This window comes from Marinactinospora endophytica, assembly GCF_054780875.1.
The window spans coordinates 22,981-47,295 of the sequence record NZ_BAAGVM010000021.1 but is presented as its reverse complement, the minus strand read 5'-3'; the positions used below and the strand labels follow the sequence as shown (position 1 = coordinate 47,295).

23 protein-coding genes are annotated in these 24,315 nt (G+C 64.5%); 11 read left to right on the top strand and 12 right to left on the bottom strand.

Annotation, left to right across the window (positions count from 1 at the left end; translation table 11 throughout):
- Positions 1-173: 173 nt before the first annotated feature.
- Complete coding sequence (locus ACYVHU_RS26085; protein ID WP_498949795.1) at positions 174-1,367, bottom strand: ParB/RepB/Spo0J family partition protein; 1,194 nt, start codon at positions 1,365-1,367, stop codon at positions 174-176.
- Positions 1,364-2,527, bottom strand: a complete 1,164-nt coding sequence (locus tag ACYVHU_RS26080) for an AAA family ATPase (protein WP_498949794.1) — start codon at positions 2,525-2,527, stop codon at positions 1,364-1,366. Before ACYVHU_RS26080 ends, ACYVHU_RS26085 begins: the two co-directional genes overlap by 4 nt.
- Before the next feature lie 838 nt (positions 2,528-3,365).
- On the opposite strand from ACYVHU_RS26080, the gene ACYVHU_RS26075 reads away from it, so the two are divergent.
- Entirely contained in the window at positions 3,366-3,605 is a 240-nt protein-coding gene (locus ACYVHU_RS26075) for a helix-turn-helix domain-containing protein (RefSeq protein WP_498949792.1), read from the top strand.
- Positions 3,602-4,012, top strand: a complete 411-nt coding sequence (locus ACYVHU_RS26070) for a hypothetical protein (RefSeq protein WP_498949791.1) — start codon at positions 3,602-3,604, stop codon at positions 4,010-4,012. Before ACYVHU_RS26075 ends, ACYVHU_RS26070 begins: the two co-directional genes overlap by 4 nt.
- Positions 4,013-4,108: 96 nt before the next feature.
- On the opposite strand, the gene ACYVHU_RS26065 is transcribed toward ACYVHU_RS26070, so the two are convergent.
- Both ACYVHU_RS26065 and ACYVHU_RS26060 read right to left on the bottom strand, forming a co-directional pair.
- Positions 4,109-5,365, bottom strand: coding sequence for a DEAD/DEAH box helicase family protein (locus tag ACYVHU_RS26065; RefSeq protein ID WP_498949790.1), 1,257 nt, complete (start codon positions 5,363-5,365; stop codon positions 4,109-4,111).
- A 2-nt stretch (positions 5,366-5,367) separates the two neighbouring features.
- Positions 5,368-5,832 (bottom strand): hypothetical protein, encoded by a 465-nt coding sequence (locus ACYVHU_RS26060; RefSeq protein WP_498949789.1) that lies wholly within the window; start codon positions 5,830-5,832, stop codon positions 5,368-5,370.
- A 509-nt stretch (positions 5,833-6,341) separates the two neighbouring features.
- On the opposite strand from ACYVHU_RS26060, the gene ACYVHU_RS26055 reads away from it, so the two are divergent.
- Positions 6,342-6,581 (top strand): hypothetical protein, encoded by a 240-nt coding sequence (locus tag ACYVHU_RS26055; RefSeq protein ID WP_498949788.1) that lies wholly within the window; start codon positions 6,342-6,344, stop codon positions 6,579-6,581.
- Positions 6,582-7,656: 1,075 nt separating this feature from the next.
- On the top strand, positions 7,657-8,382 hold the full coding sequence (locus ACYVHU_RS26050; RefSeq protein WP_498949787.1) for a hypothetical protein: 726 nt from the start codon (positions 7,657-7,659) through the stop codon (positions 8,380-8,382).
- 584 nt (positions 8,383-8,966) lie between these two features.
- On the opposite strand, the gene ACYVHU_RS26045 is transcribed toward ACYVHU_RS26050, so the two are convergent.
- The 3 genes from ACYVHU_RS26045 to ACYVHU_RS26035 all read right to left on the bottom strand — a co-directional run bounded on the left by ACYVHU_RS26045 (position 8,967) and on the right by ACYVHU_RS26035 (position 11,314).
- Positions 8,967-9,380, bottom strand: coding sequence for a replication/maintenance protein RepL (locus ACYVHU_RS26045; RefSeq protein WP_498949785.1), 414 nt, complete (start codon positions 9,378-9,380; stop codon positions 8,967-8,969).
- Positions 9,377-9,925, bottom strand: a complete 549-nt coding sequence (locus ACYVHU_RS26040) for a replication/maintenance protein RepL (RefSeq protein ID WP_498949783.1) — start codon at positions 9,923-9,925, stop codon at positions 9,377-9,379. Before ACYVHU_RS26040 ends, ACYVHU_RS26045 begins: the two co-directional genes overlap by 4 nt.
- A gap of 861 nt (positions 9,926-10,786) precedes the next feature.
- Positions 10,787-11,314, bottom strand: a complete 528-nt coding sequence (locus tag ACYVHU_RS26035) for an SHOCT domain-containing protein (RefSeq protein WP_498949781.1) — start codon at positions 11,312-11,314, stop codon at positions 10,787-10,789.
- A gap of 75 nt (positions 11,315-11,389) precedes the next feature.
- On the opposite strand from ACYVHU_RS26035, the gene ACYVHU_RS26030 reads away from it, so the two are divergent.
- Both ACYVHU_RS26030 and ACYVHU_RS26025 read left to right on the top strand, forming a co-directional pair.
- Positions 11,390-11,623 (top strand): hypothetical protein, encoded by a 234-nt coding sequence (locus tag ACYVHU_RS26030; protein ID WP_498949780.1) that lies wholly within the window; start codon positions 11,390-11,392, stop codon positions 11,621-11,623.
- Positions 11,620-12,021, top strand: coding sequence for a hypothetical protein (locus ACYVHU_RS26025; RefSeq protein WP_498949779.1), 402 nt, complete (start codon positions 11,620-11,622; stop codon positions 12,019-12,021). The genes ACYVHU_RS26030 and ACYVHU_RS26025 overlap by 4 nt, the downstream gene beginning before the upstream one ends.
- Positions 12,022-12,449: 428 nt before the next feature.
- Here the strand turns inward: ACYVHU_RS26025 and ACYVHU_RS26020 are convergent, their stop codons facing one another.
- Entirely contained in the window at positions 12,450-13,505 is a 1,056-nt protein-coding gene (locus ACYVHU_RS26020; protein WP_498949778.1) for a site-specific integrase, read from the bottom strand.
- Positions 13,506-14,505: 1,000 nt separating this feature from the next.
- Between ACYVHU_RS26020 and ACYVHU_RS26015 the strand changes: the two genes are divergently transcribed.
- From ACYVHU_RS26015 to ACYVHU_RS26000, 4 genes are all read left to right on the top strand, one after another.
- A complete protein-coding gene (locus ACYVHU_RS26015) occupies positions 14,506-14,985 on the top strand; it encodes a hypothetical protein (RefSeq protein ID WP_498949777.1) in 480 nt (159 codons plus the stop codon).
- 363 nt (positions 14,986-15,348) lie between these two features.
- A complete protein-coding gene (locus ACYVHU_RS26010; protein WP_498949775.1) occupies positions 15,349-15,762 on the top strand; it encodes a DUF4158 domain-containing protein in 414 nt (137 codons plus the stop codon).
- 469 nt (positions 15,763-16,231) lie between these two features.
- Entirely contained in the window at positions 16,232-17,149 is a 918-nt protein-coding gene (locus ACYVHU_RS26005; RefSeq protein ID WP_498949774.1) for a hypothetical protein, read from the top strand.
- 658 nt (positions 17,150-17,807) lie between these two features.
- Positions 17,808-19,763 (top strand): hypothetical protein, encoded by a 1,956-nt coding sequence (locus tag ACYVHU_RS26000; RefSeq protein ID WP_498949772.1) that lies wholly within the window; start codon positions 17,808-17,810, stop codon positions 19,761-19,763.
- Positions 19,764-20,963: 1,200 nt separating this feature from the next.
- Here ACYVHU_RS26000 and ACYVHU_RS25995 read toward each other — a convergent pair.
- Positions 20,964-21,086 carry a hypothetical protein gene (locus ACYVHU_RS25995; RefSeq protein WP_498949771.1) on the bottom strand — a complete coding sequence of 41 codons (123 nt, stop codon included), beginning with the start codon at positions 21,084-21,086 and terminating at the stop codon, positions 20,964-20,966.
- A gap of 457 nt (positions 21,087-21,543) precedes the next feature.
- Here ACYVHU_RS25995 and ACYVHU_RS25990 point away from each other — a divergent pair, with 457 nt between their 5' ends.
- On the top strand, positions 21,544-23,181 hold the full coding sequence (locus ACYVHU_RS25990) for a pentapeptide repeat-containing protein (RefSeq protein WP_498949770.1): 1,638 nt from the start codon (positions 21,544-21,546) through the stop codon (positions 23,179-23,181).
- A gap of 53 nt (positions 23,182-23,234) precedes the next feature.
- On the opposite strand, the gene ACYVHU_RS25985 is transcribed toward ACYVHU_RS25990, so the two are convergent.
- The 3 genes from ACYVHU_RS25985 to ACYVHU_RS25975 form a co-directional block, all read right to left on the bottom strand.
- A complete protein-coding gene (locus tag ACYVHU_RS25985) occupies positions 23,235-23,426 on the bottom strand; it encodes a hypothetical protein (RefSeq protein ID WP_498949811.1) in 192 nt (63 codons plus the stop codon).
- Positions 23,427-23,488: 62 nt separating this feature from the next.
- On the bottom strand, positions 23,489-23,680 hold the full coding sequence (locus ACYVHU_RS25980; protein WP_498949769.1) for a hypothetical protein: 192 nt from the start codon (positions 23,678-23,680) through the stop codon (positions 23,489-23,491).
- Positions 23,681-23,793: 113 nt separating this feature from the next.
- Positions 23,794-24,078, bottom strand: a complete 285-nt coding sequence (locus ACYVHU_RS25975) for a hypothetical protein (RefSeq protein ID WP_498949767.1) — start codon at positions 24,076-24,078, stop codon at positions 23,794-23,796.
- Positions 24,079-24,315: the final 237 nt, after the last annotated feature.

The following is a 24,315-nucleotide window of genomic DNA, read 5'->3' as shown; positions in this document are numbered from 1 at the left end:
GGTTGAGCGGTGCGGTCACTCGACCGCGTTCCTTTGACTCAGGGCGTGTGAGAGGGGAGAGAACACACCACTCAGCTTTACACAGTAAGGTGAAGTTGGAGCTTCGAGAGGGCGGCCCCGGCACTCACAGCCGGGAAGCCGCCCTTCCTCACAGCAGTCGGAACAACAGACCCTCAGCGCTTCGGCAGCATCTCCATCAAAGCCGTCACCAGCTCCTCCAGGTCGTCTTCCTCCAGCTGCTCCTTGAGCTGAGACGCCAAAGACTGCGGCTCCCCCAAAGTCAGCCGAAGCGTCAACTGCTTCGGCCCCTTACCACTGTCACCCCTGTCATCTGCGCCCAGCCCCCCACCGTTCCCGGCCTCAGCAGGAGCAGGAGCAGGAGCAGTGTTAACCGGGTTTACACCGGCATCCACCACGTGCCCCACCGCAGAAGCAGAAGACGACCGCGCCGTGTCAACCGGGTTTACATCAAAGCCTCCCCCGCCCGGCATCGACACCACAGAAGAAGACGCCTCCACACCACCAGCACCAGCCGGCTCCGCGCTCCGCTGCGCGTCTTGAAACACCACCTGACGGGAGCTGCTCTCCCCCGGCGTGTTAACCGGGTTTACACCCGGCCCCTTCGGCACCGGCACGACAGGAACGGAAGCGGGCGGAGCCGGAGGCCTGTTAACCGGGTTAACAATCTGCTCCCACGCCGTCAGCTGCTCCTCCTCAGGAAGGGTGCCCAACCTCCGGGCCTCCTTGACCTTGAGCCTGCCGCTGCGCAGCGCCTCCTTCAGCTCAGGACGTAGCCCCAGAAGAGCCATTCGTTGACTGACCCAGGCGCGAGTCATTCCCAGCTGCCGGCCCACCTCCGCCTGAGAACCATGGATCTCCAGCAGCTCGGCCACAGCCTTGGCCTCTTCCAAAGGCTCGAGATTCTTACGGTGGATGTTCTCCACCAACGCCCCCGAGAGGATCTCCCCCGCACTGGCAGGCGAGTCCGCCACATGGATCAGAAGCGTGTCCAAACCCGCCAAAGGCGCGGCGGCCAGACGCCGGTTACCGTAGATGACGACGTAACGCGCATCCCCGACCGCGGCGGCATGCTCGGGCTTGACCGCGAGAAAATCCGCGCGAGTCACCACAGTGACCGGCTGCAACTGCCCCCTGGCGCGGAAACTCTCCGCCATCTCCTCCACGTCACCAAGGGTGTCGCGAGGATTGTCGGGGTTACCGACCAGCTCCTCCAGACGGGCCCGCACCACCGGACCGGCCGGAGCCGCCTCCCCAGTAGCTTGAGCGATCACCTGCCGCCGCGCGCTACGCGGCCGCGCCGCGGCCGCGAACGCCGCACTGTTGCCGAGTTGATCGGCCTTGCTCACGAGATCTCCTTGGCGATTGAACGCATCAGGTGGGACTGCTGGCAGTTGGGCTGGTACGCCAGCAACGGCTGCTTACGACGTACCGCTTCACGCTGCTCCTTCAGATCACCGACCACCGCGACAACCGGCGGATCCCCGATGGACTGCCACCCCTGAAGAGAGGACGTGGCAACGTAACCTCGCCGGGAATCGAACTTGTTCACCACCAGACCCAGATAATCGACGTCGACACGCATATCGTCACTGAGGTCTTCGATCTGCGCGGTCAGCAGAGTGAACGCATCAGCAGAGGAGTCGTCGGCCTCCACCGGAATGAGGATCCCCGAGCTACCGGGATCCTCACCCGCACGACGCCGGCCGTAGTGGATAGCGGTGTCCATCGCCAACCCCAGACTCGGCGGGCAGTCCACCACGACCACGTCGATGTCTTCCTCCAGCGGTTCCAAGGCCCGCTCCAACGCTTCTTCACGCGCACGGGTCGTGGACAGCTTCACGTCCAAAACGAAACCATCGGCACAGGAAGGCAACAACCACAGACGGTCACCGAAACGCTCGTCCTCAACGGGAACGATGAGCTCCTTGATATGACCGGTGGCCTCCCCAGTCATGTGCTTGACCAGGCTGTCTCCTCCCAACGGGATGGTAGCGGCGCCCAACTGGTTCGTGAGGTGCCCTTGCGGGTCGAAGTCGATGAGCAAGGTGCGCAACCCAGGGCCACCGAACTCGACTCCTTCGGCCCGAGCCTGGGCGACACCGGCGGCGACGGCCGTCTTACCGACCCCGCCTTTCTGATTGGCCACGATGATCCGTTGGGGCACGCGTATGCCTACCTGTCCAGAAGAGCGAGGGGAAGGATGCTGCTCCAGCCACAGCGTGACAGCCTGGGCCAGTCCTTGGATGTAGGAGACCTGGCGTGTGGCACAGTCGGTTTTGAACTCCTCATATAGCCCAGCGGGCAACCAGGTACTGAAGGAATCAGCACCAGAGGTGTCCGCGGTGGGAAGCTCTCGCTGCTGCCGCCAGGCCTGGATCGCTTCAGTCACCGCGTCTTGGATATCGATACGGTGCTCAGCAGCCCGGACCTTCAGTTCGGCCCTCAGCGACTCCGGCAACTTGGACGTTACCTTCTCCCGGTCAACGCTCGCGTCAGAGATCGTCATTCCGACACCTTACTAACGTTGGGCCAGGAAGGAGAACACGGCACTCTGAACACGACCTGATTCCACAGTGAACCGTGCGACCACACCACGGTCACGCCCAACAGGACACACTCCGCCCGCGACACCCCGCCACAGAGGCCATCACCGGCTTCCCCGAACCCGTCAACGCCCACCCCCACCCCAAACGACGAGGGACACCCCACTCCGATCGACAATCAGACGACTGGAAGCGAAGAGTCCCGCCATCGACTCCTCCAAAGCGCTACGGTCTTGTCATGCCCCCCAGGAGTTCCGCACCATCTCCTCTGCCGATACACGGTTACCGCTTGTCCGCCGCCCGGTATGCCAATGCGCTACACCAGCACCAACAAGAGAAATCACAAATCAATAACGCCCCACATTGACGCAGGTCGCGAAGGGTGCTCCCCGCCTACGCGGGGGTGAGTCCACGAGGGACAGAGGTGGTCGGACGCCCGTGATGTGCTCCCCGCCTACGCGGGGGTGAGTCCGCGACCGGAACGTGGCCGCTGCCCGGCTACCCGTGCTCCCCGCCTACGCGGGGGCGAGTTCCCGGTGTACCGGCCCAAGGGCCGGGGACGGTGGTTTAGAAGTCCGATGGCCGTGGTCCACGCGCGTCCATGACGTGCGGATAGGGAACCGGGCAGACCCGCACGCCCCCCTGAGACCGAGAGCAACTGCCACGGGTAGAACGGCGGTGGGAGGAGCACCGGCACGGGTGGGAGTACTGCCTGTTGTGGCCGGACGGCCGGTGCGAGGTGTATGGCCTGCTCTCCCGAGTGCAGGCCCGTCTGGACCGGTTGGAGCGGGAGGGCCGGTGGTGAGCGTGCGCATCACGGTCCGGGTGAACGGGCGTCACCTTCCCATCGCGCAGACACCCGCCGTGGGGTGGCCGGAGTTGCTGACCACGATCGAGGTCGCCGATCTGTGCCGGGTGGCCCCCAGCACCGTCGGCCGATGGCTGCAGGAAGGACGGCTGCACGGGCAGCGGACCTTGGGGGGTCACTGGCGGATTCCCGCCGACCAGATCCGCGCACTGCTGGAAGGACAGTGGCGGTGAGGCGGCCCTGTCTTCCCGGTCACGCCGTCGCGCGTGACCTGTCCCGCCGAAGCGGCGTGCTGGTGTGGCACGGGGAAACCTCCGGTGGCTATCTGGCCCTGGCCGGAAACGAACTGCTCACCGCCGCCACTCCCGAGGAGATGTGGATGAGGCTCGCCGCGCGCGGCCTCATCCAGACGGGAGAGGAATCTTCCCCGCGCCCCGCGGTTCTGCCCGGGCGCGATCACCTGGCCGACGCCGACACGACCGACACCACCTGGACCCAGACCAGACCGGTCAGACCAGCCCGACCGGCCCCGGTGGCGCCGCTCCGCCCGGTCACGACCGCGGCCTTCGGGGAACAGCGGATGCCCCCGTTGAGCCCACCGGCCGCCCTGGAGCGGCACGGCGACCCCGCGCGCGGATGACCGTTCGACTCCTGCGAGCCCGCGCGCGGCGCCGCCCGCCCCGTCCTCACCCCCGCGGGGCGGGCGGCACACCACGAAAAGACGACCCGACCGGACTCACCCAGGGCCGTGGCGCGGCCGAGGTTGCTCAGTGTGCGCGTGCCCTGGCCGCGGCTGCTCCATCGAAGGAGGCGGGGATTTCTTAACACCCCCGGTGGAACTGGTCGCCCGGATCGCATCATCCATGCTCGGAGCCACAGGCGGCCGCGGGGAAGAGACCACGGCCCCGCCCAACGCGCTATCAGGACCAGAAGCCTGCAACGCCGCCGTAAAAGCCGCCCGCTCCTGAGGCGACGCCTCGAAATACTTCCGAGGCGAAGCCGGCAACACCTTGTTGGGCACTCCTCGCTCCCCCGCCTCGACAACAGCCAGCTGAACCTTCTGCCAGCGAGCATGCCGCGCCAGTTCATGAGGAGCACGCTCATAGGCGACCGGCGCGATCCGGTCAGCATCACCATGCAACTCACGCATCGAAGGAGCCGTCACCGCAGTGAGCTCCTCACGACGAATCAGCATCTCCGAACGCTTCCAATAGGCCCCCAACCATTTCTGGGCCTCCCTCTCCTGGAAAGGAACAGCGCCATCACCACGAACCCGGTGAAGCACCTCCACGGCCCCGGGCTGAACCGCCCAGGTGCCGTCGTCACGACGCGCGTTGTCGTAATGATGAACACCACTACGATCAGTCACAATGACCCGGCCCACATCAGGGCTGTTCTCCAACGCTGCGAGAGTACGAGGCAGGTTGGCGTAACCGACGTCATGGGCCTCGACGCTGTTCCAACGACCCTTCCCCGGCGGATCATCAAGGTAACGGCCCAGCATGTCCAGACGACTGCGCGCCTGAGGCGTGGCGACCACGACGACCTCGGTGGTATAGCCCTGCGGGGCCTGAGCCGCGAACTTCAACGGCCCCTCAGGACTGGAGAAGGTTCCCTCGATCAGCAGGGAATAGCCATGCTGGAAGGCATACTCCCGGCACATGCCGGCCCAGGCATGCATGGCCTGGGCGGTGGCCCGCACCATGTCATGCGGCCGTTCCCGCATGATCCTCTCGTATTGACGGTGGAGCGGACGAAAGCTATCAGGGTTGATCTCCACGATATGGGGATGACGCCGGGTGATACGTGTGATCGATCTGCTCTTACCCGCGGCGAGCTGCCCGCCCAAGAGGACAAGCACCGGATCCTGCCCGGCTGGGACCGCATCTTTGAAGACACGATCACGGATAACGGCGTCGAAGTCTTCCCGCAGGGTCCGCTCGTCAAGGACGAACTCTTCCAGAGAGCCTTCAGGGGGGTGGGGCGATGTCATCGTCAGCTCTGTCTCAGCTCCGCGAGCCTGCTCTCGAACCGGTGGATGAGAGCGATCAACCCCTCCCGGTCATCGGGATCAGCATCACGCCGGGCATCCCACACCTCATCCACCTGCTGGAGCGCCCGCTGCTTGGCCTCAGGAGAATCCGCCCTGTGATAAAAGCCCATATAGGCACCAGTGAGACGATCAGCAGCACCACTCATGATGTCGAAGATGACCTCGTCGGACAGATCATCAAAACGATCATCAGGGTCAAACCAGACGGCCAACGCAGGGTCCTTTCCAGAAGAAGCCACCGGGGCGATGGACAGCAAAGTGCCAGCGGTAAGGGCATAACGCCCCGGGTGCAAAGGCACACCGGAGTGGTCACGAAGCGTCCCGCTCTCATCCAGATACAAAGCGGGGGTCTCCAAGACCTCCGCCCCCTGAGACAGAGCCTCGGCATAGGACTGGCAGATCAACACCGCGGTGAGCCGACCACGATGAGTGATCCCCTGAGGCGCGTCACGCGCCGCACGACGCACCGCGGCCCAAGACTGACGCGCCTGCCGTATGCCATGACGCCCACCAACAGGCATCCCCAACCGCGCGGCCACCACAGGCGGCACGAGCGCCCCGTCAGGAACCCCGTCCACGGTCAGACACACACGACTCCGAGTGGAGGCCACCATCGCGCACAACTCCCCGAGCCGATCACGCGCCTGGGCCGCGGACACCGTGACGTCCATACCACCCCTCCGATGTGTACACCGCTGTAATCATCAGGAGGGTACACGACCACCCGCACAAACAACCAGAGGGGTTCCGACGAAACCCCCCAGAGACCACCCCGCAGCTGCTACAACCCCATGAGGACACACAGCCCGCCACCCCGGCAGGCACACAGAGCCAACACCGCCTAGACGGTCACTCTCCCGCGAAACACCACGACATTTGAATTCAGAACGGGCGGAGATGTGAGACGATCAGACCCATGGAGACTGTGAGACCGAGGCGACAGAAGCGGGCCACCACGGGGGCCTCCGCCAAGTTCCTGTCCCTCCAGACCAAAGTCCCGCCGCCAGTACACCAGCAGTACAAGACCGCGGCCAAGACCATCGGGGTATCCCTATCGGTCTTCCTGGAACGGCTCACCAAAGCCACCGCTGAAGGCGAAGCGGCACGCAACGCGCTGATCAGCGCGAAGCCCACACAACCAGAAGCAGCGGCCTAGAAACCACTGCAAAAAACAAGGCCCGGCATACCATCCGGGCCACCAACCACCAGGGAGACCGGGCACCACCCCGCGCCTCCCACAACCACAACCACATAGCCGGTCCGTTACCAGCGGACCTGATCGCGACTCCCAGCACCACCTGGGTGATCCCGATCGACCTGAAAAGCACCCACCTCACCACCGGGTGCGAACACCCTCGGGGGTTGCCGCCCCCGACCACCCGCCCGAACAAGGGCGAAAAGAAAAAGCGAAACGAAGCGAAGCGAAGCAAGTGAGGTGACGCGTATCGACTTGTAAGACGTCCCGTTCACCACGGGAGGCCACGCCCTAGGACCCACCTGCCCTATGCCGGCAGGGCCTTTGGCGTACCCCCAATACCTCGGAGGTCCCGCCCATCTTAACCGATGGCCTGCGGGTTAGCCCAGCATGCCCAAAAACAGGTCAGCCTGACCAGCGCATCACCACAGGTCACGGGCAAAACCCGCGCAAATCATCGTCTTCACCGCCACGCCGGACACCCCCGCCGTGGCGGCCATCCACGCCACGGCTCCAACGCCTCATGGCCATCGCCGCGGCCATCCCCGGCGACGCCCGCCGCGCCGCCGGCCAGACCCAATGGCTCCACGCCGTCCAAACCCACCCGGAATTCACCAGACTGCGCAGCGACGCCCGACACCGCCTCCTGGCCATCTGCCGCGTCCTTTCCTCCTACGCCGACTGGAAAGAACTCACCACCCGACCCACCTGGGCCATCATCTGCGACCGCGCCCACGTCTCACGCGCCACACTCAAACGCTGGCGACGCTGGCTCCTAGACCACCGCCTTCTCGGCCAAGTCGAACGAGGCAGCACCCCACGCACACGCACCGGACGCGACAACGGCGACGACCTCGGCAACCGCGCGGCCGAATACGTCCTGCTCACACCCACCAACCACAAACACCCAGACGAAACTGAGCCCCCTTCTCTCCTCCGTCAGGAGGAGAGAACCCCCCGCACGCGCGCGCGTAAAACCACGCCCGCCCACCCACCCCTATGGCCCGGCCACACCCCACCCCGCTCCCGCACCCACATGGCACTGGCCAGCCAAGAAGCCCGCCGACGCAACATGCTCCTCCGCCACCTCAGCTGGCCCCACCTACGCTCACTGCTACGCGACTTCTACCTAGCCGGCTGGACCCTGCTGGACTGCCTATACGCCCTAGACCACCGACCCGACGGCACCCCCCACCACCACACCCACCACCCCCGCCACATCCCCGGACTCATCCGCTGGCGGCTATCACTATGGCGCCACCAAAACGGCACCATCGGCATGTCCCGCAGCCAGCTCCTAGCCCACGCCGCCCACAAAACCCACACCCAGCAGGAACACCACCGCGCGCTACGCGCCCTCTCCACCACCCAACGCGCCACCAACCCCCACCATCACGCGGCCACAGCCCGCAAGAACATAGAAAAATTCCTCTCCCCACAAACACGACTCAACCAGCACAAAACCACCCCCGTCCCCCCGCACCCCCCAGAACAACCACGCCCCGCCTGCACCACCATCGCCGAAGTCCGCAAGCTCCTACCCGCCCAACCCCCCAAGACAAGCCGGCAACAACGCCTGCTCGACCGCGCCCGCCTCACCCCGGCACAACGCGCCCACAACCAGACCCGGCCCGCGCCACCCCTCCCCTCACCACGGGCCGAAGCCACCCCCTGGACCACCGGCCCACACGACCCCTTCCCCACCCGGGACCTCGACGAGATAGCCGCCACGCTGTCCACCCACACCGAAACGATGTTCTGACCAGCCCCACAACAGCGGTCACAACACCCGGACCCGTCGCCACCAGGCCGACTCACAGCCCGTGAAAAAGAAGGAGGGCACCCCAAGGGCACCTGCCGAATGAAGAGCACCAGCGGTCGATGCCCATCCACACTCAAAACCCACCAGACGGTCTCAACCGGCCCGCTCACGTCCCCGGCCAGGCCCCGTCCTCGATGAACCGGACACCCGCAAAACCCTCAGCCCAGTGGCACCACACCGGAAAGTGTGACGGGCAGACCGGCCGGCAACCCGCCCGCGAGCCCGCCCACCGCCTACCTGCCAACCCCCCAAAAAACCAGGGACAGGTGGTCACGGGGAACAGAGCGATCCCCAGTCCGCCGAACAGGACGGCAACCACGTGGAAACACCACACGGGGGTGGAAGGCCCCACCCCCCGGGAAAAAGAAGACCGCCGCCAACAGCGCCACGCCCGCAAGTGTCACAAGCAGACCGGGAAACGACCCCTTCGATCATGGTGCGGCGCCTCCCAAACACCGCCACACCCACCAGACACCACTGACGACGACCCCATCACGAGCTCTACACCAAGCCCCGTGAACCCCTCAGCTCACAGCCCGCAACTGCCCCCGCCGCCGCGGCGGCGGACGCTTGTAATCAAGATCCACCACCGGGGGAACATCATCAGGGATGGAGTGGAAAGCCTCATACCACTCCTCATCACTACCCACGAACCCCACATACGGGCTGATCCGCCACATCCCCGTGGACACCATCCAGATCAACCCCCGGTCCTTCAACGCCCGCATCGCCTTGGACACGTTCTGCGGCTGAGCCCCCACCGCCTCAGCGATCTCCTTGACCAGCATCGGAACCAGATTCCCATGCTCGGCCCGCCCGATCATCGCGAACAAGATCGCGCTCTGCGTGGTCGTGAACCGGTGCGCCGGCACCGAGCGGGCAAACCCCTGACGCATCCGAAACGTCCTCGTGCCCACCGTCTCCGTGCGCCCGCTCATCTACGTCCCTCTCTCCCGCCCCGCTTCTGACGCGCCTTCCGCTTGGGGGACAAGTTCAACTCCGGCAACCCGGAAGGCATCTCACTCAACGCCTCAGCCTGCTGCCCACTACGGCCGAAGAAAGCCACCCTCGGATTGATCCGATACACACCTTTACGCGGCCTCCAGATGATCCCCCGCTCCAGCAGCGTCTTCAAAGCCCGGCTGATCTCCGCGGTATCGACCTCCAACCGCGCAGCCATCTCCCGCTGCGTCCACGGGATCACCCCACCCCGCTCCTGATTACCCAACAGGAACAACCACACGTTGTGCTCGGTAGCCGTCAACCCCACATGCGCCAGCTGAGCGGAGAACTCCCGACTCGCGAAGTAGAACGGACCACCATAGAAGTCATAAAGGGTGTGGTCAGGATCGTTCTCGACAACCAACCGCTGGTGAGCCTTCAGATGCACCGAGACCGGCTCCACCGTGGCGGGCTTCACCGGAGGAGACACCACCTCCTCCGGCCTGACAACGCGGAACCGCCGCTCCGCAGGCCGTGCCACCCAGTCACCTCCCTTCACTCAACGTAAACCTATCCTAATTCATTCATCCTGATGGGCCTGGACCCAACAAACCCGCGGCGAGCACACCACCGGCAACCACAGACTCCACCATCACACCCTGTGACCAGCCAGAACGGCAACGCCGCGCCCTCGCCAAGTGAGGCTATCTTAATTAACACTTTTACTTGGGCCTGGACCCAACAACCACCCCCACCACCACCACAAAACAGGGGGCAAACCCAAGTTCCACCCCTCAAACTTGGGCCCACACCCAACTTCCAGCGACGTTTCCGCAGGTCACAGCTCCGCCCTCTTCTATATAAAGGCGCGCGACTCCCCACACCTGACCACACCCGGCCTCAAGCCCCACCACACCTGTGGCGCGCCCATCGACCCTTCGGGCCGATCCGGCAGTACGCGCGCCAGGCCCAGCCCAACCCCACCCACACCTCAATGGCGCGCGAATCTCGCGGGGGGCTCCTCCGGACCCCCGCCCCCCGCGACCCGACCACCACCCCGCTCCTCCACAAACACCCTCACACCCAGGCGACACTTCTCACCCACCCCCACAGCCGCCCCGGACCGGACCACGCATCGAGCTGACCAGGGAAACCACCAAAGCAAGCGAAGCGAACGGAGCGAGGATCACTGCAACTGCACGACCAGCCGTAGTACCGCATCCACCAACCCCAAGCGGCTGACAGGAGCACCGCTCCGCGGATACCCAAGGGCCTTGAACGTCTCGCCGGCTGGCTCCGCGCCCTTTCTGGGGGTCGGGGTTGCGTCGAGCCGCCAGGACACCAATCGAACCGCCCCGGTCTAACGCTCCACACGCGGTGTGTCGAGCTCGACTGGGGCGGTTCACCCAAGCTTGCCGATGATCTTCTGGATCTTCGCGCGCCGCTCCGCGTATTCCTCCGGCGTGATCTCTCCCCGGTCAAGCATCCCGCCGATCTGCGCGAGCGCGTCCTCATGGGCGGCTTCGACCTTGTTCACCGGCTTCGTCTCGGTGGCGGGATCGACGGGCGCGGCCGGCGTCACCCCGCCTTCGTTGATCGCCTGCTCGATCAAGTGGCCGGAGGTCACCGACTCCAACCGGACGTCACCGGACGTGCTACGGATCGTGAGTTTGTTCCCGCCCCGTTCGACCCCGGTCACTGCGGACAGCAGTAGCGACGACGTTTTCCGCGCGGGGAACAGCCCAGCCGACGCGAGAATCACCCGACGGTTGGTGACTACCGCGACGCAGTTGTTTTTCATGTACCTGCACGTGCTGGCCGCCGCGACGGCCTCACCTGGCTGCAACAGGGTCTCGACTGCGGCGAGGGCTTTCCCGAACGGGCCGATGAACGCGCCGGTATCCGCGGCGGCTTGCAAGTCGGAACGCATTCGTTCTCCTGCATCTGGGGGACAACTGGCCCCATGATCCCTCACCACAACCCTCGAATGGACAGGAGACCCGCAATGGCCAACCCGGACACCCCACCCCAAGGATTCAAAGAGCCCCCGGCCGTCGCGGCCATGTTCGAGGCGCAAGAGCAGTGGGGGCAAGCCCTCATCGTGTTCAACGGGATGGTTGAGCAGACCCGCAGGGCGGGGTTCACCCGGTCGCAGGCGCGGGCGTTGGTCGCAGCGTCCCTGATCCAGGAAGTAGCCGCTTCGGAGTTCGTCCGAGACCGGAAGGACGGTGACCGGTGAGTACCGCGTCCACGCTCGGTCAGTACCGGAGAGAGCTGGAAGCCGAGGGGTTCACCCGGGAAGAGGCCCTGGACTTGGTCGGGTACGCCGCACCAACCGAACTGGCTGACCTCGACACCACGCCGGTGAGGGCTCCCCGGACGCTCCCTCCGGGGGCATTGCGCATCGTTGTGCTCGCTGGGAGCCATGACGAAGCGCGGCGGTGGAAGAACGACCAGTTCACCCGGAACGGGATCGACCACCTGGACCGGTTCATCATCACGGCCGGGGACGTCCGGCTGCTGGCGGGGCTGCCGGCCCCGCTGGCCACGATGGCTTTGCCCGGGTTCTACCGGCTGCCCGCGGAGAAACGCGCCGAGATCGAGGACACCATCCAACGCATCAACGCCGCGCTGTAACCGACTGTAGTTGCAAACCCCGGGGAAGGCGACACCCACCGGGGTTTTCACACACGCACAGTAACCGACCCCTCGGAGGTAACCCCGTGTGCCGCCCCGGACCCGACCTCAACCAGTGCTCCCCGCCTACGCAGGGATGAGTCCATCACGGCGTGCTCTCTCGCGCGCGCGAGCGCGTGCTCCCCGCCTACGCGGGGGTGAGTCCCGCAGGTTCAAACGCCGGAAGGACAAAACCGCGTGCTCCCCGCCTACGCGGGGGTGAGTCCTGATCTCCCATGCCCGCTACGTCCACGGCCGCGTGCTCCCCGCCTACGCGGGGGTAAGACCACGGCCGTGTCGCGATACAGAGCGGCGGTGCGGTGCTCCCCGCCTACGCGAGGACGAGTGCCTGCAACGCGGAGCCCGCACCGCCTACACGACATGCCCTGCTACAAACCGATACCGACCGTGGCGTTGTCCTGGTGGCTCCACTCATCGGCCACACGCAGATAGCGAGCCAGTTCGGGCGAGTCCGGACGCCATCCCCCGATACGGGCGATAGCCACGATGTCATGGCCGGCCAGCCGCGCAGCGGTGGCCAAGCCGGCACGCAGCGAATGCCCGCTCAACCCTTCAACGCCGGCACGTTCACCCGCCCGGCGAATGATCTCGCCGACAGCCTCAGCGCTCACACCACGAGCAACGAGCGTGTCATGGCGAGTGACGCGCAACAACGCCGGCCCGTGGTCGTATCCGACCACCTTCCGCCACTGCTGCCAGGCGTCAGCCGCGCATGTCAGCGGATCCGAACCACGAGCGATCGAAACCGTGCGTCCATGCCCGGTCTTGGACGTGCGGATACGTACCCGCAGCCCCAGCAGCCTGCCCGTCTCGTCCCGCGCCACGACGACATCTTCCGCGCGTAATCCGGCAAGTTCACTGCGCCGACACGCTGCGCCGAAACCGATCAGTAGCAACGCGCGATCCCGCCGCCCCGCCAGACTGTCGGGACACGCCTGACACATCGCCCGTAGATCAGCGACCCGCAGAAACGGGGCCGGGCCCCGCCCTGTATCGATACCACGCTCGGCCAGCCCCTGGGCATAGGCGCCGACCTGCTCTCTGGCCGGCTTACTGATCCGGGAGGGCACCATGAGACCTGCGCGCCGCCATCCGGCCAGCACCCCGGTGATACGCCGCTCGATCGTGGCCGGTGCCGCGAACCTGCCTCCCGGCCCTGGTTCACGGCCGAGCCAGCCCACGAACACGACCAGGGCATCGGCTGAGACTCGGTAAGGGTCGTGACCGGTGAACTCGCAGAACTCCAACCAACGGGCCCAGTCTTGAGCGAAGGCGGCCTCGGTGTTGGGACGGGTGGCGGCGGCCTGTAGATGCGCGGCGGCCGTGTGCATCGCGTCAGCCGTTTCCAACGCGTCCAGCCCGGTCCACACAGGAGCGGTGGGTGAGCCGGACGGGCGGAGGGGGGCGAGTTCACCGGTCACCATGCGCTCCGTCCTACAGACATGGGGTAGACAGCGAGACCACCGGACAGCACAAGCATGGATCCTATCGACGGGATAAAGCGGTGACACGACAGGCTGGTCCCGGCTCCTTGCGCCCTCTGGTTTGTCTGTGAGCGACGCTGCTCTACCGGCCCTTTGGGGGCACGATGAGGGCTTTCAGGATCAGCGGTGACGCTGGGAGATCGGAGGCGGACGAAGTGAGAAGTGAGGTGTGTGAGGATGAGGCCGAGCTTCCTTGAGGCGCGTGAACACAGTCTCCGGTCAGCTGTGGCGCTCAACAGCGTGGAGCGCCCAGCAGGGCTCATGGCCCTTTCAGGAGGTGGTGGTACCCGACGCTCCCTCTTCTGAATCTACTCTGTAAAGGTAGCCATATAGAAGATAAAAACCAAATCCCTACAGCTCCCCACCTAAAACGAGAAAAATCGATAAAATAGTAAATGAAACCAGCCGTCATGCCAGAGCAGCTAAATAAAGAACACCGCTTCGGCAGACGGATCGGTTCTTCTGATCCTGAATCCACGCCACCCCTTAACCTGGCTACCGTCTTACCGATCAAACCGATCAACCCGCTGACATGACGACCCTGGATCCCGCCCAGGCCACCACCTTCAGCGGTGACTCGCCCACCGAACGCTCTGTTCCCCGCCGAAAGCGAACCGTCGTCCATCGAGGAACCGGCGCAAACCTCATCGGTCGGCTATGCACCCTCGCCGGGGAGCAACCCCCTTGCCGGCTCCCAGCGGCACCCCGCGGGCAGCACCCCTGAGAAACATCACTTCACGCCAGAGGGCGCGGCACCTCTATCGCGTTCCGTACGATCACACAGGTACTAGACGACAACACCATCACCAGGCAGCCCCACGTGGCGGGCCATGGCGCAGACCGGTGGCGAATCGGCACAAGGGAAACGAGGCCACCCGCCACGTCGACCCGTCATCGCCGCAGTGACCGGGCGGGCACCTCTTCGAACGGAAAGACCGCGATGTTCGACCCCCACACCCTCGCCGACCTCACCACCCTGTGGAACTCCTACGATGACGCAACCCTGGCCACCGCCGAGCGTTTCCCCCGGGACGAGCCGGAGGTCGCAGCCCGTCTGCGCCACTACGTTCACATCCACCGCGCGGCCCGCACCGCCTGGTTGGAGGTCTTGCGCGCCGAGGGCCTGGACCATGAGGGCTGGAACGTCGGAGGCCTGGACCTGCAGGTCACCATTTCCATCGAGCATTACCGGACGGCCCGCGCCGACCTGCCCCACGGCTCCGTCGAACAGCTGCTGCGCCACGACTACGGCGAGCGAGTCGTTGAGAACCTGCTCGACTTCGTCGTGCCCGAGGAGCTGGACGACTCGGATCGAGCCGCCGAGTTCGACCGTGTCCGTCCCCAGGCCGAACGGGCCACAGCCACGGTCTTCCAGACCATCATCGCCGCCGAGAACCAGCAGGACCAGGACATCGTCTGACCGACGGCACCCACGGTGCTTCCCCTGAAGACAGACGCCACTGAGGCACACACCCGCGACCGGATCCATCACGCTCTTGCCGGCATGGAACCCGCGGGGAACAAGGGGCGGAATACCGGGCGCAGGCCCGAGCTGGTGCAGGCGCTCGCGGACCAGGGCTACCAAGTCGAGGCCTGCAGCATGTCCAGCATCAGCGATGGGTAGCTGCTGGAGGAGTGTGGGCTACCCCAACGGCCAGGGCGCGGCAGGCGTTGCACGGTCAGCGGCTCGTCACTATAGACGGGGTGCCGTTAACGAACGTGTCACCAGCCGCAAACGTGACCAGCTTCGGTGATCGACCACCCTGAACCAGAGCCTTCCGGCATGAGGCGGTCCATGAGTCGGCAGCCGGTGAACATGGACGAACTTGTCGAGCATTGGACCGTGCTGGACGACGAACAGGACCTGGTGACAGGCAAACGTGGCACGACAAAGCTGGGGTTCGCGTTGCTGATGAAGTACTACACGCGCCACGGCCGCTTCCCCCGCGGTCGAGCGGACTTCCCTGACGAGGTCGTCGGCTTCGTCGCCCGCCAGGTGAAGGTGCCAGCCACCGACTTCGGCTTCTATGAGTGGTCCGGGCGCACGATCGAGTACCACCGCAAGCAGACCGAAGGAGGTGGGCTCGCCGTCCTCGGGGGGCGTGGAGTCATTCACGGGCATAGATCTACCGGACCCGTACCTCGCCTGTCAGGCAATCTTCTGGCGTCGCCCGATCGCTTCAGTAGCGCGAGGTGACCTTTGGCGGCCAGCGCCGCTTGCCGTCCCCACGCTGTCCGCCCGACGGACGGCAACGCCATCTGTCTCTTTGCCGCTTGCCTCTACCGCCGTCTTCTCCGGCGCCACCAAAGTGCGACGCGCGCTTCCGCTTCGAGAGCTAGACGGGAAGGCATCGACAATCTCCTCACGAGCTATACGTGCGGCACCGCTCCCCGGCGTGGGCCCCGTTGGTGACCCGGCGGCGGGTCTCTCGCGTGCTTCAGCACGGCAGGGCAGGCGACGATGAGCGGCCCCGGTCACTGGGGCGTGGTCGGCCGCGCCGGCTACCCTTGCTGCGCGTCACTATTGCTGCGCGTCACTACTTCAAGGGACAGCAAGGCGTCCGAACCGATATCGTTCACCCGTTCGATTCGAGGAACCTTGCGAACCACTACTTTCCATGCACAACCCATGGTTGTAGTGGGCATTGCGTCGTTAAAGTGTTCATGTGATCAGAGAGCAGTGGAGCGGGGGCGAATGGGAGTCGTACTGTCGACGCCTCCTGTCGATGCGCTACGACTCGAACATCCAGTTCATTCCCGCTCGGGATGGCGGTGACGGCGGCTTGGAAGCGTTCCGCTTCGACGGCGTTGGCTACCAGTGCTATGCCCCAGAAGACGCTTACACTTTGGAATCCCAGACAAATTCGCAAAAGCGCAAGATGACGAAGGATCTTAAGCGGCTTTGTGACGACGTCGAGGGAACTTGTCGGCTGCTTGGTGACGTGCGGCTGCATACATGGGTTTTGATGACTCCGGAGTTCGACAGTCGCTCTCTGGTCGAGCATGCTCAGAAAAAGAAAAGGGACGTCGAAGCGATTATGCCACGCCCGAAGTGGATGGCTGATGAATTCAAGGTGCTAATCATCACTGACGAAGAATTCGCTTCTGAGCGCGCCCGGCTTGTTGGGCAGGTTGAGACGGAGCTGCACCTGGATGTTCCGGATCCGGATGAGTCGCTGTGGGGTTCTGGTGAAGGCAATGAGATAGCTGATCGGGTCACGGCGAAGCTATCAGTGGTGCCTTCGCTTGCTTCTGACCCGGAATGGCTCGATGACTATCGCGATGGAATGCTCCGAGTGTACTTCCGGGGCCAGGCTCAGATGGATCGCCTTAAAACGGAGTACCCGCCGCTTCATGCAGCCGTTGAACGCAGACTCAAGTCCGTCGTTTCCACCTTGACAATGACCGTTTCTGGGATGGAGAGGCCCGGTACCGAGGTGATCGATACCCTGGTACGCAGGTTGGCCGAGGATCTCAAGAAGGATGCGCCAGGGCTCGCACGTCTTCTATGTGAAGAAATCGCTTGGCATGCGGTCTCTAGTTGGCTCGTAAGATGCCCGCTGCGCTTCAGGAGGGCGGCCTGATGTGGTTAACCCTGCCGGACACCGTCTCGCTTGAGTCGATCCGCCAGGATGATCAGCCGACTGACCTAGTTGAACTCAATTCCTTCCCCCATCGCAATCCGCTAGCACCCGTTGAGATGCGGCGCGTACCTTTGCCGGTTCCGACAACCCAAAGGGCAGGATGGCGGGTAACTGCTTTGGTGCTCATTCTCGGTAGTTGTCGAGGATCTTCAGCCACGACTGAGCAACTTAACAGCCTACTGTGGGCCATAAGTGACAGTGCGAGCGCGGAACTCTTCTTGTCTACCTGGCGGAGCCAGGATCCACAGAAGGCGCCATTGCGTGTGTTTTTCCCTCCGCTCGACGATGCTCTCAAGATCGCGCAAGCGGAAGAGCTAGTTGAACAAAAGGGGAAAGTTCGTTTTGGGCTTTCTGTGCATGGGAAGCAGTACTTGCGTCTGCTTAACTCAGACGCGGAGCTATTGGAGCAAGAGAAGCGGTTCCTGGCTTCCCTCAGGCCAATCACTACATCCGGTATGTGGGAGAGGCTGGGAGTGGTCAAGGTGAATGATCGTCCAGGTGCGGGGGCCTGAGTGTGAGTATCCGAATCGTAAGCATCGAGGTTGCGTCCCGGACTGACCGAGGCTTGCTTCGTTACGCTACTGAGCTGTCACCTGGGTTGAACGTAATCGCTGCTCCTAACAGCTTCGGTAAATCCACCCTTCTGCAGGGAGTGGTTTACGCACTCGGTCTTGAGGGCATGTTTTCCTCAAGTAGGAAGCCTCCATTTGGTCCTGCTCTCCTGACCGTCGCGGACTTCCCGGATGGTGGTCGTTCTCCGGTACGTGAGTCCTGGGTTACGCTGACCATTGCGAACGAGCAGGGCGATCTTATGCGATGCAAGCGCTTCGTGAGAGGCGATGGCATCGACACTGCACTTATCATGACTTGGAAAGCGACCACTCTTGCTGAATTACAGCGGGCAAGTCGGGTCGATATGTTCGTTCGGCATGGTGGTGCAGCCTTTCGAGAGCTTGGGTTCCATAGAGAGCTGGCAGAGTTCTTGGGTTGGGAACTCCCACAGGTGCCTGGGTTCAATACGGAAGAAGTTACTCTCTATCTCGAAGCGCTGTTCCCACTGTTTTATGTCGAACAGAAGTCTGGTTGGTCCGGAGTTGCGCCGCGGATGCCAACTTATCTCGGTATCCGTGATGTGCTGAGACGATCTGTGGAGTATGTCCTTGGCTTGTCGACCTTGGAGCGACTCACTGCTCTAGCGGCAGCCAAGAGTGAGGAAGACGAGCTCAAGAAGCGTTGGCAATCAGCTAGCGAGCGACTCACCGATTCGGCGAAGAGTCTTAACTGCCGCGTCTTTCTTCACCAGGAATCGCCGGTCACGCCTGCTCGTCGGCAGCATGGCGTGATTGAGGTGATGGAAGAATCCTCATGGGTACCGCTGGAACAACAGATCGGCGTTTGGCGACAACGCCTAAATGACCTTGAGCGACACGGTGTCGAACCTGCTGGAGAGCGCACCCAGCAAGCTCGCGAGGAGTTGTCCCAGGCGGAAGCTTCCGTGCGAGACGTTGGTGCACGTATTCGGCTTATCGATGAGCAGTTGAATCTGTCGCGAACGGATTCGGACGCTCTTGCCAGCCGCTCTGCGAGTCTAGATATTGAGAGAGGCCGTCTAGCGGACCTTAGGAAGCTCCGCAATCTTGGCAGCACCCTGGGGATTGCATCGGTAGCGAATGACATTTGCCCGACTTGCGGGCAATCTCTGGACGGCAGAGAGTCTGCGACGGGCATTGCTGCTGATCTAGACCAGAGTATCGCTGAGCTCGAAGCGGAGAGGGAGACTGTTCGGGCGGCAAGCCAGAGCGCTGAGCGGCGCAGGGCCGCGCTAGAGCGAAATCGTGCAGCGCTTCAAGCCGCTTTGCACGGTGCTATGCGGCAAGTTAGAGCTCTGCGTGATGAACTTGTCGGACCTTCTGCAGCGCCGAGTCGGGCACAAGTGCAACAGCAGATGCTGCTTTCCTCGTCCATCGAAAGAGCGCAACGCTTGCTCGACCTTGCTGATGAGGCAAATGAATACTTCGATGATCTTTCGCTGAAATGGCAAGATGTTAGCGACAGGTTGGCTGATCTGCTTGGCGGAACTCCCAGCCGTGCCGACCAGCAAAAAATCTCTGTCATGCAGTCGAGTTTCCGGGAGCAGGTTCGGGATTACGGTTTGCGCAGTGTCCCGCCATCGGACCTTTCGATTGATGAATCCGCTCTGATTCCAGTGAACGACGGGGTCGAGCTTACCTTCGACTTGTCGATGGGTATCAGTGCTTCGGATATGATCCGCACGAAATGGGCCTACTATCTGTCACTCTTCGAGGCGGCAGTTTCTTCGCCTCATAATAAGCACGCCAGGCTACTGATGCTTGACGAGCCTCGGCAGCAAGAAACAGATCGAGGTAGTCTCGCGACGTTCGTTGAGCGACTGGAGATGGCAGCGGCTAGCGGATGTCAGGTCATATATGCGACAAGTGAGGATCGCCGAGACCTGGACGAAGTTCTGCGTAACGTGCGAGTCGCGATGCTGCCAGCGAACGGTCCTCATCTGCTTGCTCCAGCAGTAAGTTAACGATTCGACTCAGCCGTTACAGGCGGCTGCGACCAGGTACACGGAAGCGTGTCCTCCCGGCGCATAGTCCGGGAGGGCACCTCTTATCCGCTTACGCAGAGTCCTTCCTCATGCACTCTCCAATACCCCGGGCAGCTGTCCAGCCGTTCCGATTCCTCACTACTGGGCTCAATATGAGGATAAGCGGGGCGACCACAGGGGTGCTCCGTGAACCTGCCCGCTCAGCACTCTCAGATGACACGGCGGATTCATGGCCACGTCTCCCCCGCCGTATGGACACCGCGACTCTTGACGCCGTGGAGAATCCTGAACGAATCAAACCCTGATCGCTGCCGGTATTGCGCATGACATAGTTCACAAACGGTCTCCGGGGGAATGACGCGGAGCTAGGGAGAGGAGGATCGCTACGGCGGCCAACGGTCCCTTTCCGGCTTTTCCCGCTAACAGGCGGGGTGTCATCCTCGAATTGTTCCCGAAGGGAATCTCCGGTAGTAAGAGAGCTCTTCGCGGACACCGCTTCCGGGCGAGTGATCCTATCCCCGGTTTTCAGGTGGTCACCGGCCGCATCGAACATCCCCTAGGCTAGCCGCCGCGGTTACCGGACCGGTCGGCCGAGAGTCACGCTGACGCGTGAACCCATGATGAGTTAGGTCGGCTACAGGAAATCACTATCAGGGAAAGGGAGGAAACCATGATGTTTTCCGCGTTACCTTGAACGCGCTCCCGCTCCTTGCGGTCCATCTCGCGGCGACCGCGCCCCTCCCCCTCGGTCTCGCGAGGTTCGAGCCGTCCAGAAGGAGGGGTTGTGGCCCACCACTCCCGTTTTAACGACATATGAAGCGCGAGTGTCCACAACAGATCGCCCGCCAGCGGGCGAACAGAGACTGCCCGGAGTGATGGGATGCGTCTCCACCTTCAAGCGTCCAGTCGAGCTCTGAAGAGTGCGCGGTCTGAACGGGCGAGGAAACCGTCAGTGTCTTCAACTCTTCATACCCTCCCATATGAAGAGTTGAAGACACTGAGGAACAACCCGCACCCGCAACGGCTCCATCCACCCCAAGCACCGTCCCGGTCACCGCCCGCCTGCCCACCCCCACTGCGCAAGTCCTCCTCCCCGCCCAGCCAACTCCGGCAAGCCCCTCATCTGCTGGCCACCGCGCAAAGTCACCGACCACCCGGACAGGGGTGGAACCCGAACCGCTAGGCGTTCTGCGTCGGGTCGCGCGGGAGCCGCAAGGCACCGACCGATGATCCGGTGGGGAAGGTGTAGGAGCCCAGGAAGTTGATGTGGTCGAAGCCCAGCGGGGACAGGTCGGCGCGCATCTTCTCCGTCGAGGGAAACCCGCCGGCCCGCAGGCGCGGGCCATGGTGGCGTCGATGTACAGCGAGTTCCACCACACCACGGCGTTGAGAACTAGCCCCAGGGCGCCGAACTGGTCCTCCAGGCCCCGCAGAACCGCTGACCGGCACACCGGTCTGCCCATACACCGGTGTATGGGCAGACCGGTGTGCTGATACCCGAACGCCGAGCACCAAGTGGTGAAGGGAGAGGGAGGAGGATCAGGGGCGTGAGTAACAACGGAACCGGTGGCCCCGACCCAGACGGCCTCTGACCGTGGTGACGTTGCCAGGGGAGCTGCGTCGTGCCCTCGATCACGCCACAGGTTGAGTGGATCGAAGAACGGACGGGCGAAGGGCGGGCGCACGATGCCGGGAGAGAGCGAGCAGAAGACCGCGATAAGCGGCGACGAGTGTCCGCGGACGCTCTACCGTGGACGCCATGACCGACACCCCTCCGGCTGCCACTCCCCTCCCACGGCGTTCGCGCGCGTGGGCTCTTCTCGCCTCGGCCGGCCAAGAGCCGGACCAAAGGGACAAGGCCGGCCTCGTCGAGCTGGTGCGCCGGTCTGCGCTGCGGTCGGGGATCGTGGGCGCGGGTCTGGTCCTGGCCGTGGTGGCCGGAGCGCCGCTGGCCGCCCGGGTCTGGGCGGGGGTGTGGTCGCTTCCCCAGGCCGGGCGCCTGGCCCTGGTCGCCCTCGGCCTGGCCGTGGCCGCCACGGCCGCGCTGTGGAGAACGCCGCTGCGGCTGCGCGAACGCCTCGGGCGGGCGCGGCTGGGGTCGTTGATCGTGGCGGCCTGGGCCGTGGTGATCGCCGTGGTGGCACTCATCGTCGCGGGAACCTGGTGGGTGATGGACACGCCCCCGCCGCGGTTTCCCGATCAGCTGGGGCCCCGGGCGCTGGATGCGATCGCCACCCGCGCCTTCGCCGTGGTGGCCGGCCTGGGCGCCGCCGCGCTGCTGGTCATCTCCTACCGCCGCCAACGCACCAACGAGGAGGAGGTGGAGCTGGCCAAGGCCGATGACGCTCGTGCCCAACTCGCGGCCGCTCGTGAGGACACCCGTTTGTTCACCGACCGCTTCGACACCGCCAGCGAGAAGCTGGGCAGCGAGCACGCCGCCGTGCGCCTGGCCGGAGTACACGCCTTGGCCCACCTCGCCGACGACGCCTCCACCCGTGAACTGCGGCAGATGTGCATCGACGTGTTGTGCGCCTACCTGCGCATGCCCTACGAGCCAGAGCCCGCCCCCCTGGACGAGAACGCGACCGAGGAACAGGTTGAGGCCCACCGCGCCGCGACGCTGGCGTTCGCCGGATTCCGGGAGGTGCGCCACACCATCATCCGCATCATCGGCGCCCGGCTGCGCGAGGACACCCCCTGGCGCGGATGCGACTTCGACTTCACCGGCACCGTCTTCGACGGCGGCGACCTGTCCCGCGCCCACTTCACCGGCGGCACGGTGTCCTTCGGCGACGCGGAGTTCACCGGCGGCAGGGTGGACTTCTTCGGCGCGGAGTTCACCGGCAGCCGCGTGTCCTTCCGTGGCGCGAAGTTCACCGGCAGCCGTGTGTCCTTCGGCGACGCGGAGTTCACCGGCGGCAGGGTGGACTTCTTCGGCGCGGAGTTCACCGGCAGCCGCGTGTCCTTCCGTGGCGCGAAGTTCACCGGCAGCATGGTGTTCTTCGGCGCCGCGAAGTTCACCGGCGGCAGGGTGGACTTCATCGGCGCGAAGTTCACCGGCAGCCGCGTGTCCTTCGACGCCGCGAAGTTCACCGGCAGCCGTGTGTCCTTCGGCGCGGAGTTCTCTGGCGGCACGGTGAGCTTCTCCTGGGCGGAGTTCACCGGCGGCCGCGTGTCCTTCGGCGCCGCGGAGTTCACCGGCAGCATGGTGGACTTCGGCGACGCGGAGTTCTCCGGCGGCACGGTGGACTTCGCGGGGTCCCCGAACGGGAAACCTCCTCTCCGACCGGCGTCGGGGAGGCCTCCGGTCGGGTTGGTGAAGGCGGTCGCGGCGGGGAAACCTGGGGTGGTGCGGCTGCCGCTGGCGTGGGAACCAGCAGGCCCCATCGAGGAGTGACCCCGTCTGGCTGCCGATAAGGTTCACTGATCGGAGGCCGGAAACCTGAACAATCAGGACACGACGGAGCGTCCCCTCCCCGCGCGGGGAGGGGACGCTCCGTCTGTCACCGTTGTGGTGACAGACGGGCGGGGCGATCGGCCGCGCGCGCCTGGTGGCGGCGGTGGGCGACCTGGCGGGCCTACGGCCTCGGCGCGCTGTTGGGCGTGGGCCCACAGGCCGAGCTGGCGCACCGCAGCGATCATGGTGAATGCCAGAGGCAAGACCAGCACTAGTTCGGTGGAGCCCCGATCATTCAACTTGCGCTTCACTTGGTGATACCCAGGTCGATGTCGCGAGCGGCTCGGGCGAAGGCGTCGGTGAGGATCGGGCCAACCACGGCGGTGATGGCCGCCACGATGGGGATGCCGATGACGATCTCGGTGGTGTAGGAACCCCGACCACCGCGCAGGGTGACATAGCGGTCACGGAACATGGTGGCGAGTTGGTAGGCGAACACGGTCCAGGTCCTCCTCAAGTGCGGGCGCGATTAGAAGTCAGTGGCGACGTGGATGAGCTCGGGATAGCCGATCAGCACCATGAACTCCAGGACCAGGACGGTCACCGGCAACGTCATGCGCTCGGTCTGAGCGGCGGCGCGGGCCTCGGCCAGCTCTGCGGTGTGTAGTGCCCGGACCTTGCCGTCAGTGAAGCACGGACGCGAGCACCTTCGGTCCCAGCCAGTTGCAGGGACGCGGCCAGTTCGCCCAACTCACCGACTTCGGTGCGCTTGGCCAGGGCGTCCAGGGCCTGCCAAGAGGGCTTGCCGCGGAGCGCGGCGGCGTGCAGCGCGATGCGAATCTGCTCGGGCGCCCATCCCTGGCCGTGGCGAGCGGCCTGGGTGAGGGCTTCGGCCACCCCGGCGCCCCCGCAAGGGCGATCACGGTCAGGTCGGCCAGCAGGCAGGCAGCCGAGCGCAACTGGGCGCGGCGGGTGGGAAGCGCCGCGCTGTCGGACCCTGCGCATCCATGAACGCTCCCTTGGGATGGGACGGTGGGATGCGGCGGTGTCCGCCGGGGGGCAGATGCCGGCGGACACCGGGTCACGCAGTGCGCACGCTCTCAGGAGAAGTCGACGATCACCCGGTTGAGCGGG

What these genes read in the sequence shown, in the direction of transcription:
- ACYVHU_RS25990 (WP_498949770.1), top strand. Translation starts at nt 21,544, where the DNA reads ATGACCGACACCCCTCCGGCTGCCACTCCCCTCCCACGGCGTTCGCGC.
- ACYVHU_RS26065 (WP_498949790.1), bottom strand. Translation starts at nt 5,365, where the DNA reads ATGACATCGCCCCACCCCCCTGAAGGCTCTCTGGAAGAGTTCGTCCTT.
- ACYVHU_RS25985 (WP_498949811.1), bottom strand. Translation starts at nt 23,426, where the DNA reads ATGATCGCTGCGGTGCGCCAGCTCGGCCTGTGGGCCCACGCCCAACAG.
- ACYVHU_RS26035 (WP_498949781.1), bottom strand. Translation starts at nt 11,314, where the DNA reads ATGCGTTCCGACTTGCAAGCCGCCGCGGATACCGGCGCGTTCATCGGC.
- ACYVHU_RS26055 (WP_498949788.1), top strand. Translation starts at nt 6,342, where the DNA reads ATGGAGACTGTGAGACCGAGGCGACAGAAGCGGGCCACCACGGGGGCC.
- ACYVHU_RS26010 (WP_498949775.1), top strand. Translation starts at nt 15,349, where the DNA reads ATGAGGCGGTCCATGAGTCGGCAGCCGGTGAACATGGACGAACTTGTC.
- ACYVHU_RS26015 (WP_498949777.1), top strand. Translation starts at nt 14,506, where the DNA reads ATGTTCGACCCCCACACCCTCGCCGACCTCACCACCCTGTGGAACTCC.
- ACYVHU_RS26020 (WP_498949778.1), bottom strand. Translation starts at nt 13,505, where the DNA reads ATGGTGACCGGTGAACTCGCCCCCCTCCGCCCGTCCGGCTCACCCACC.
- ACYVHU_RS26050 (WP_498949787.1), top strand. Translation starts at nt 7,657, where the DNA reads ATGGCACTGGCCAGCCAAGAAGCCCGCCGACGCAACATGCTCCTCCGC.
- ACYVHU_RS25995 (WP_498949771.1), bottom strand. Translation starts at nt 21,086, where the DNA reads ATGCGCGCCGACCTGTCCCCGCTGGGCTTCGACCACATCAACTTCCTG.
- ACYVHU_RS26030 (WP_498949780.1), top strand. Translation starts at nt 11,390, where the DNA reads ATGGCCAACCCGGACACCCCACCCCAAGGATTCAAAGAGCCCCCGGCC.
- ACYVHU_RS26045 (WP_498949785.1), bottom strand. Translation starts at nt 9,380, where the DNA reads ATGAGCGGGCGCACGGAGACGGTGGGCACGAGGACGTTTCGGATGCGT.
- ACYVHU_RS26080 (WP_498949794.1), bottom strand. Translation starts at nt 2,527, where the DNA reads ATGACGATCTCTGACGCGAGCGTTGACCGGGAGAAGGTAACGTCCAAG.